The 7550-nt window shown below is 73.8% G+C and carries 8 protein-coding genes; 3 read left to right on the forward strand and 5 right to left on the reverse strand.

What is annotated here, in order from left to right:
* Positions 1-331, forward strand: a 331-nt coding sequence (locus tag PSH25_RS05275; RefSeq protein ID WP_238657932.1) for a GNAT family N-acetyltransferase, incomplete at its 5' end; no start/stop codon positions are given.
* Between the two features lie 35 nt (positions 332-366).
* Here PSH25_RS05275 and PSH25_RS05280 read toward each other — a convergent pair.
* The gene (locus PSH25_RS05280; protein WP_238657933.1) at positions 367-1554 is read right to left on the reverse strand and encodes an FAD-dependent oxidoreductase; all 1188 of its coding nucleotides are present in this window, start codon (positions 1552-1554) and stop codon (positions 367-369) included.
* A 15-nt stretch (positions 1555-1569) separates the two neighbouring features.
* The gene (gene lgt, locus PSH25_RS05285; protein ID WP_238657934.1) at positions 1570-2748 is read right to left on the reverse strand and encodes a prolipoprotein diacylglyceryl transferase; all 1179 of its coding nucleotides are present in this window, start codon (positions 2746-2748) and stop codon (positions 1570-1572) included.
* A gap of 102 nt (positions 2749-2850) precedes the next feature.
* Between lgt and PSH25_RS05290 the strand changes: the two genes are divergently transcribed.
* Positions 2851-3570 (forward strand): NUDIX hydrolase, encoded by a 720-nt coding sequence (locus PSH25_RS05290; protein ID WP_238657935.1) that lies wholly within the window; start codon positions 2851-2853, stop codon positions 3568-3570.
* A 241-nt stretch (positions 3571-3811) separates the two neighbouring features.
* Here the strand turns inward: PSH25_RS05290 and trpA are convergent, their stop codons facing one another.
* From trpA to trpC, 3 genes are read right to left on the reverse strand one after another with little or no spacing between them, the layout of a single operon-like run.
* The gene (gene trpA, locus PSH25_RS05295) at positions 3812-4615 is read right to left on the reverse strand and encodes a tryptophan synthase subunit alpha (RefSeq protein ID WP_238657936.1); all 804 of its coding nucleotides are present in this window, start codon (positions 4613-4615) and stop codon (positions 3812-3814) included.
* A gap of 1 nt (position 4616) precedes the next feature.
* The gene (trpB, locus tag PSH25_RS05300; protein ID WP_238657937.1) at positions 4617-5855 is read right to left on the reverse strand and encodes a tryptophan synthase subunit beta; all 1239 of its coding nucleotides are present in this window, start codon (positions 5853-5855) and stop codon (positions 4617-4619) included.
* Positions 5856-5893: 38 nt separating this feature from the next.
* On the reverse strand, positions 5894-6697 hold the full coding sequence (trpC, locus tag PSH25_RS05305) for an indole-3-glycerol phosphate synthase TrpC (protein ID WP_030334428.1): 804 nt from the start codon (positions 6695-6697) through the stop codon (positions 5894-5896).
* Between the two features lie 487 nt (positions 6698-7184).
* Here trpC and PSH25_RS05310 point away from each other — a divergent pair, with 487 nt between their 5' ends.
* Entirely contained in the window at positions 7185-7454 is a 270-nt protein-coding gene (locus tag PSH25_RS05310; RefSeq protein WP_238657938.1) for a hypothetical protein, read from the forward strand.
* Positions 7455-7550: the final 96 nt, after the last annotated feature.

Below are 7550 nucleotides of genomic sequence, written 5' to 3' on the forward strand. Positions count from 1 at the left end.
CGCGCTCGACGAGGAGCGCGCCCGGATCGCCGACGGCCGACGGATCTCCGCGCTGGCCGGCACGCCGACCGACGGCGCGCTGGCCAGCGGCATGGCGATGCGGGTGGACGACGTCGCGGAGATCGCCGGGGTGGCCACTCTGCCGTCCGCCCGGCGACGCGGGCTGGGCGCCGCGCTCACCGCCACCCTGGCCCAGGAACTGCTGGCGGCCGGCACCGAGCTGGTCTTCCTCTCCGCGGGCAGCGAGGAGATCGCGCGGGTCTACCTGCGGGTCGGCTTCCGCCGAATCGGCACCGCCTGCATCGCCGAACCCGCCGCACTCATCCCCTGACCTGCCCCGCTCCCCTGACCTGCCCGCGAGCGGGGTCAGGTCGGGGGGCGCCACTGGGCGGCGGTGGCGACGGCGCTGGAGAGCAGTCGCGAGTTGATCGTGCCCAGTGCGGCGTCCCGGGCGCGCAGCGCCAACCGGCCCCGGGTCTGGAGCACCGCCGACATCCGCCGGGTCTGCCGGACCACGGTCGCGGCCCGGGGACGGCGCACCCGGTCGTACGCCTGGACGGCGTCGGGCAGCCGGGCCTCCCGCAGCAGCGACGCGAGCGTGGCGGCGTCCTCGAACGCGAGGCAGGCGCCCTGCCCGAGGTGCGGCGGCATGGCGTGCGCCGCGTCACCGAGCAGCACCACCCCACCGGGCCCGACCGGAAAACCGTACGTGCGGGGCAGCGGGCGCAGCTCGCGAACCTCCTGCTGGACCAAGTCGGACGGGTCGGTGGCGTCGAGCAGCGCGCCGACCGGCGCGGGCCAGCCCGCGTACCAGCGGCGCAGCAGGGCGAGCTGGGTCTCCGGAGGCTCCGGGCGGGGCGCACCGGCGGCGGTGGCCACCCAGTAGATGCCACCCCGGGTGGACCCGCCCGAGGAGCCGCGGTCGCCCAGCGACGCGGCCACGAACCGGTAACCCGCGCCGAGGATCTCGCCGGCCAGCGGCTGATCGTCGGGGAGTCGAGGTGCCTGGTACCAGGGAATGACGGCCCGCCAGGCGGCGCACCCGGAGCTGACCACCCGGGACTCGGGCGCGAGTTGGCGGCGGATGCCGCTGTCCGTGCCGTCGGCGGCGACCACCAGATCGGCCTCGATGGTGTGCCGCCCGTCGCTGACTCCCGGTCGCTCGCCCGGCTCGACGCAGACGTGGCGCACGGTCACTCCGGTACGCAGCTCGACCCGGTCGCCGAGGCCGGCGATCAGCGCGTCGTGCAGATCCTCGCGGTGCACCACCACCGGCATCCGGTCGGCCGGGATGGGCCGGGGCTGCACGAGCCAGTGCCCGTCCGGGCGACGGACCCCGCCGTCGGGCAACGGGGTGGCGATGGCGGCCAGGCCGGCGCCGAGGCCGAGGGCCTGCAGTGCGCGGACGCCGTTGGGCCAGAGCACCACGGCGGTCGGCTCGGGTCGGACCCGTTCGGCGCGTTCCAAGAGGGTGACCTGCCAGCCGGAACGGGCCAGCGCGCCGGCCACCGCGAGGCCACCGACCCCTGCGCCGACCACCACCGCGCTTCGCATCGGTGTCGCCCCCGCTCAGCTGTCCCGGTCGGCGGGACGGGCGCCGGTGGCGTCGGCCCGGTCGGTGCGAGCGGGGGACGGATCGTCCGCCGGCTCGTCGTCGCCCGACGCGAGGTCGGTGGCTGCCACCTCGCCGGACGGCTCGCCGTCAGCCGGCCGGGAGTCGTCGTCGGGCGCCGGCGGTACGACGCCGGTATCTTGCCAGGCGGCGTACTGCTCCTCGCTCACCACCCGGTAGCCCTCCGGTGCGGTGGCCCGCGCCGGGGTCTCCCGCTCGGAAAGGTCGACCTGGGACAGGTCCGAGGTGGGAGGCGGGGTCGTCGCCGCCACGCCGAGCGGGATCAGGTAGTCGCGAGGGCCACGCACCCGGACGAAGTAGATCAGGGCGCCGAGGAAGACCAGGGCGGCGGTCCAGACGTTGAGCCGGACGCCGAGGATCTGGTTGGCCTCGTCGGTGCGCATCAGCTCGATCCAGAACCGGCCGACGGTGTAACCCATCACGTAGAGCGCGAACGCCCGGCCCCGGCCCAGCTTGAGCCGGCGGTCGAGGATGAGCACCAGGGCCACGACGCCGAGGTTCCACAGCGCCTCGTAGAGGAACGTGGGCTGGTAGAGACCCGGTTCGAGGATCGGCTGCCCGGCGTCGTCCCGGAGCGCGTGCCCGGGGTTGTCCGGGTCCATCCGGTGGATCTCCAGGCCCCACGGCAGGGTGGTCCGGCCACCGAAGAGTTCGTTGTTGAACCAGTTGCCGATCCGGCCGACCGCCTGGGCCAGCGGCAGCCCGGGGGCCAGCGCGTCGGCCACCACGCCGAACGGGATGCCGAGCTGTCGGGCCGCGATCCAGGCACCGACCGCGCCACCGGCGACCGCGCCCCAGATGCCGAGACCGCCCTCCCAGATGGCGAACGCCTTCATCGGGTCCCCACCGGCGCCGAAGTACTTCTCCGGTGAGGTGACCACGTGGTAGATCCGAGCGCCGATGATGCCCGCGGGCACCGCCCAGACGGCGATGTCGAGCACCGCGCCGGGCGCGACGCCGCGCTGCCGCAGCCGGCGTTCCGTCACCCAACAGGCCAGCACAATGCCGGCGATGATGCAGAGCGCGTAGGCCCGGATCGGCACCGGCCCGAGTTGCCAGACCGCGGTGCTGGGACTGGGCAGGGCCGCCTGGGGGGAGAGCGAGGCGAGGGTCACGGGTGCACACGCTACCGCTGCACACCCCCGCAGCGGCACCCCGGGCCGCTGGAGCGCGCATCCCGGTGACTTCTGGTTTGCACCGCCGTAGGCTCTTTGTCCATGAGCGCGCTCACCTGGGCGGTCGCCGCGGTCGTCACCGACGACACCGGTCGGGTGCTGCTCTGCCAGCAGGGCCGGGGTGCGCGCCGCTACGCGTTGCCCGGCGGGCGGTTGCGTCCGGCCGAGGGTCCGGTGCGGGCGGCCCGACGGGACATCCGCGCCGAGACCGGCTGGGACGTCGAGCTGATCGACCTGATCGGCGTCTACCACCTGACCGGCCCTTCCGGGCAGGCTGCGGCCGGACGCGCCGGACCGTTGCCCGACGTTCTCGTGCACGTGTTCCGGGCCCGCGCGGCCGGGGTCCGACCCGTCACCGACCCACCGGCGGGCTGCCGGTTGTCCTGGCACTCCCCCGACGCGCTGCCCGAGGTGGTCACCCCACTCACCCGGGCCGCCGTCACCGACGCGACCGCCGGCCGCTCCGGCGTCCTCCGCGACGTCCCCCGGATGCCCGGCACCGTCGCCACCGCCCCCTCCGCGCCCTCCACGCCACTGCCCGCGGCTCGCCCAGCCGGGGACGGCCGGCCGACAACCGACCAGGACGGGCAGCGGCCGGGGACCAGCCAGGACGGGCAGCGGCCCGCGACCGGCCACGACACGCAGCGACCGCGGACCAGCCACGACGGGCAGCGGCCCGCGACCGGCCAGGACGGGCATCCGGGGGCGGGGCAGCCTCCGGAGCAACGCGGTGAGGCCGCTGACCCATCCCTGCACCCTTGACAGGTCGCAACCGTCCCGAGGTCCGTCGGGTGGTCGCGGACAGCCTCGCCTGCCAGGCCACATGCGGTTAAGCGGTATATGACTGTGAGTCATATGTATGACTCACAGTCATACCGCTCACCAGACATACATGCCCCCGCGCTGCGCGGTTCACTCGGCCGCGTCGGCACGAGCGCCGAGGGTCGAGCCGGACCGGGCTCAGCGAGCTGGGCCAGCGAGGACAGGGCCGGCGAGGCCGGGCTCAGCGGGTGGGGTTGCGGACGCCCTCGGCGAGTTCGACGCTGAGCGTGCGCAGGGCGGCCAGCCCGTCGGCCTCCGTGGACGCGTCGAGCACGCACCGGACCAGCGCGCTGCCCACGATCACCCCGTCCGCGTAACCGGCTACGGTGCCGGCCTGCGCGCCGGTGCCCACACCCAGGCCGACACCGATCGGCAGGTCGGTGACCGCGCGGGCCCGGGAGACCAGCGTCGGGGCGGCGTCGGAGGTACGCGCCCGGGCACCAGTCACCCCCATCACGGCGGTCGCGTAGACGAAGCCGCGGCAGTGCCCCACCGTCATCGCCAGCCGGGCGTCGGTGGACGACGGCGAGACCAGGAACGTGCGGTCCAGCCCGTGCGCGTCCGAGGCGGCCAGCCACTCGTCGGCCTCCTCGGGGATGAGGTCCGGGGTGATCAGGCCGGTGCCGCCGGCGGAGGCGAGGTCACGGGCGAAGACGTCCACGCCGTACCGCTCGACCGGGTTCCAGTAGGTCATGGTGACCACCGGAGCGCCGGTGGCCGCCACCGCCTCGACGATGCGCATCGTGTCCGCGGTGCGTACGCCCCCGGCCAGCGCGATGTCACTGGCCCGCTGGATCACCGGCCCGTCCATCACCGGGTCGGAGTAGGGAATCTCCACCTCGATGACGTCGACGCCGGCCTCGACCATGGCGGTCATCGCGGCGATGCTGCCCTCGACGGTGGGGAAACCGGCCGGCATGCAGCCGACCAGCAGTGCCCGTCCGTCGGCGCGGGCCTTGTCGAAGGCCACCCCGATCCGGCTCATCTCACCGCTCCTTGTCGAGGATGCCGAAGTAGTCGCCGGCGGTGTGCACGTCCTTGTCGCCCCGCCCGGAGAGGTTGACCACGATGGTGGGCTCCCGGCCCAGCTCCGCGGCGAGCTTCGGGGCCAGCGCGACGGTGCCGGCGAGCGCGTGTGCGCTCTCGATCGCCGGGATGATGCCCTCGGTGCGGCAGAGCAGCTCGAAGGCGGCCATCGCCTCGTCGTCGGTCACCGGCAGGTAGTTCGCCCGGCCGGTGTCGTGCAGCCACGCGTGCTCGGGCCCGACGCCGGGGTAGTCCAGGCCGGCCGAGATGGAGTGCGACTCCAGGGTCTGCCCGTCGGCGTCCTGGAGCACGAAGGTGCGGGTGCCGTGCAGCACCCCGGCGGACCCGCCGGTGATGCTCGCCGCGTGCCGGCCGGTGGCCACCCCGTCGCCGCCGGCTTCGAAGCCGTACAGCCGCACGGCCTCGTCGCCCACGAACGCGTGGAAGATGCCGAGCGCGTTGGAGCCACCGCCGACGCAGGCGGTGACGGCGTCCGGCAGCCCGCCGGTGAGGTCCAGGCACTGCTGGCGGGCCTCGTCACCGATGCCGCGGACGAAGTCGCGCACCATCGCCGGGAACGGGTGCGGGCCGGCGGCGGTGCCGATCAGGTAGTGCGTCTCGTCGACGTTGGCCACCCAGTCGCGCATCGCCTCGTTCATCGCGTCCTTGAGGGTGCGTGAACCGTTGGTGACCGGGACGACTGTCGCGCCGAGCATCCGCATCCGGGCCACATTGAGCGCCTGCCGCTCGGTGTCGACCTGGCCCATGTAGACCACGCACTCCAGGTCGAACAGGGCGGCGGCGGTCGCGGTGGCGACACCGTGCTGCCCGGCACCGGTCTCCGCGATCACCCGGGTCTTGCCCATCCGCTTGGTGAGCAGCGCCTGGCCGAGCACGTTGCGCACCTTGTGCGCACCGGTGTGGTTGAGGTCCTCCCGCTTGAGCAGCACCCGCGCGCCGACCTTCGCGGAGAACCGCCGGGCCTCGTAGAGCAACGACGGCGTGCCGGCGTAGTCGCGCAGCAGCGCACCGAACTCGGCCCGGAAGGACTCGTCCTCCATCGCCGTACGCCACGCCCCGTCGAGCTCGTCCAGCGCGGCCACCAGGGCCTCGGGAACGAACCGACCGCCGAAGCGGCCGAAGTGGCCGGCGGAGTCGGGCTGCGGGCCGGCCACCGGGGCCAGCGCGTCGGCGCTCATCGGGAATCCTCTCGCTGGGACGTCAGACCGGCGCGGGGTCAGCGCACCGGCCGGGGCGTTGCCGGGTGGTTGCCGGCGTTGACCAACTCGGCGACCGCCTCGCGGGGGCTCTTCTGGGTGACCAGGCCCTCGCCCACGAGGACCGCGTCGGCGCCCGCGGAGGCGTACCGGATCAGGTCGTGCGGGCCACGAACGCCGGACTCGGCGATCTTGACGACGCTGCTGGGCAGGCCGGGCGCGATCCGCTCGAACACCGACCGGTCGACCTCCAGGGTACGCAGGTCACGGGCGTTGACCCCGATCACCTGCGCGCCGGCCTCCAGCGCGCGGTCGGCCTCTTCCTCGTCGTGCACCTCGACCAGAGCGGTCATGCCCAGCGACTCGATCCGCTCCAGCAGACCCATCAGGACGTTCTGCTCGAGTGCGGCGACGATCAGCAGAACCAGGTCGGCGCCGTGCGCGCGCGCCTCGTGGATCTGGTAGCTGGAGACTACGAAGTCCTTGCGCAGCACCGGCACGGTGACCGCGGCACGGACAGCCGCCAGGTCGTCCAGCGAACCGCCGAACCAGCGCCCCTCGGTCAGCACGCTGATCGCCCGCGCCCCACCGGCCGCGTAGTCGACCGCGAGGTCGGCCGGATCGGCGATCTCGGCCAGCCGGCCCTTGGACGGCGACGAGCGCTTCACCTCGGCGATCACGGCCACGCCGGGCTTACGCAGCGCCGCGTACGCGTCCATCGGCGGTGGCGCCGCCGCTGCCAGTTCACGGATCCGCTCCAGCGGAACCTGCTCCTGGCGTCGGGCGACGTCTTCACGTACGCCAGCCAGGATCTCGTCGAGCACGCTTACGGACGCTGCCTGGCCGGCCTCGTCCCCCTCCGCGTGCGCATGCTCAGCAGTCACGAACGGACTCCCCTCTCCGGGCGTCATGGGCCGATGCTAGGGGCAGCCGACCGACGCCGAATGCCGGGGGTATGGCGCTGCTCACGAAAAGGGCTGCGGCATAATGGCCGACTTGCCGTGAACGGGTTGTCACGCAGCGCCACCTCCGGTATCGACCACCGTCACGTGGTATGGAGCCTGGCGGCCGCAGTCAGACCGGGCCGATTCATCGATCATGCCACCAGTTCCGGGTCTGCGCCCTCCGGCAGCGACGCCGATCGATGTTGTGAGCAAGCTCAAGGCCGAACGGACGGTCCCTGGTCACGGCCGAGGCGAGACAGTTGACCGGGCGGTCACCGCGGCGAAACGTCGACCGGCGAGCATCGTCCTCGGGCAGACTCGATGGCGCGCCTGCCCCGACCGCAGCAACTCCTCCTGCGAGGTGACCATGAGCATTTCCGAGCCGCACCCGACCATCGGACTGACCACCATCTCGCGGACGGTGGCCTCGCTCGCCGTCGGAGTGGTGCACACCGTGGAACGGGCCATGGTGGGCGAGGGACGGATGCGGACGGCACGGGGCAACGCCTGGGAGGCGGTCTGCGCCGACCGGGCCCGCGCCGACCAACGCGCCGAGCTGAACCGCCTGGTCGCCGAGCTGACCGCCGCCCGCGCCGCCAGCAGCCGCGCCCAGTGGGAGCGCCAGCCGGTCGGCTGACAGCCCGCCGCCCGTCGCGTCAGTCGGCCGTCGGGTCCTCGCCCCGGTCCAGCGCGTCCCACGCCTCCGTGGTCCGACGCCCCGCCAACGGCGTCG

Source organism: Micromonospora foliorum (assembly GCF_022229015.1).
Taxonomy (GTDB): Bacteria; Actinomycetota; Actinomycetes; order Mycobacteriales; family Micromonosporaceae; genus Micromonospora; species Micromonospora foliorum.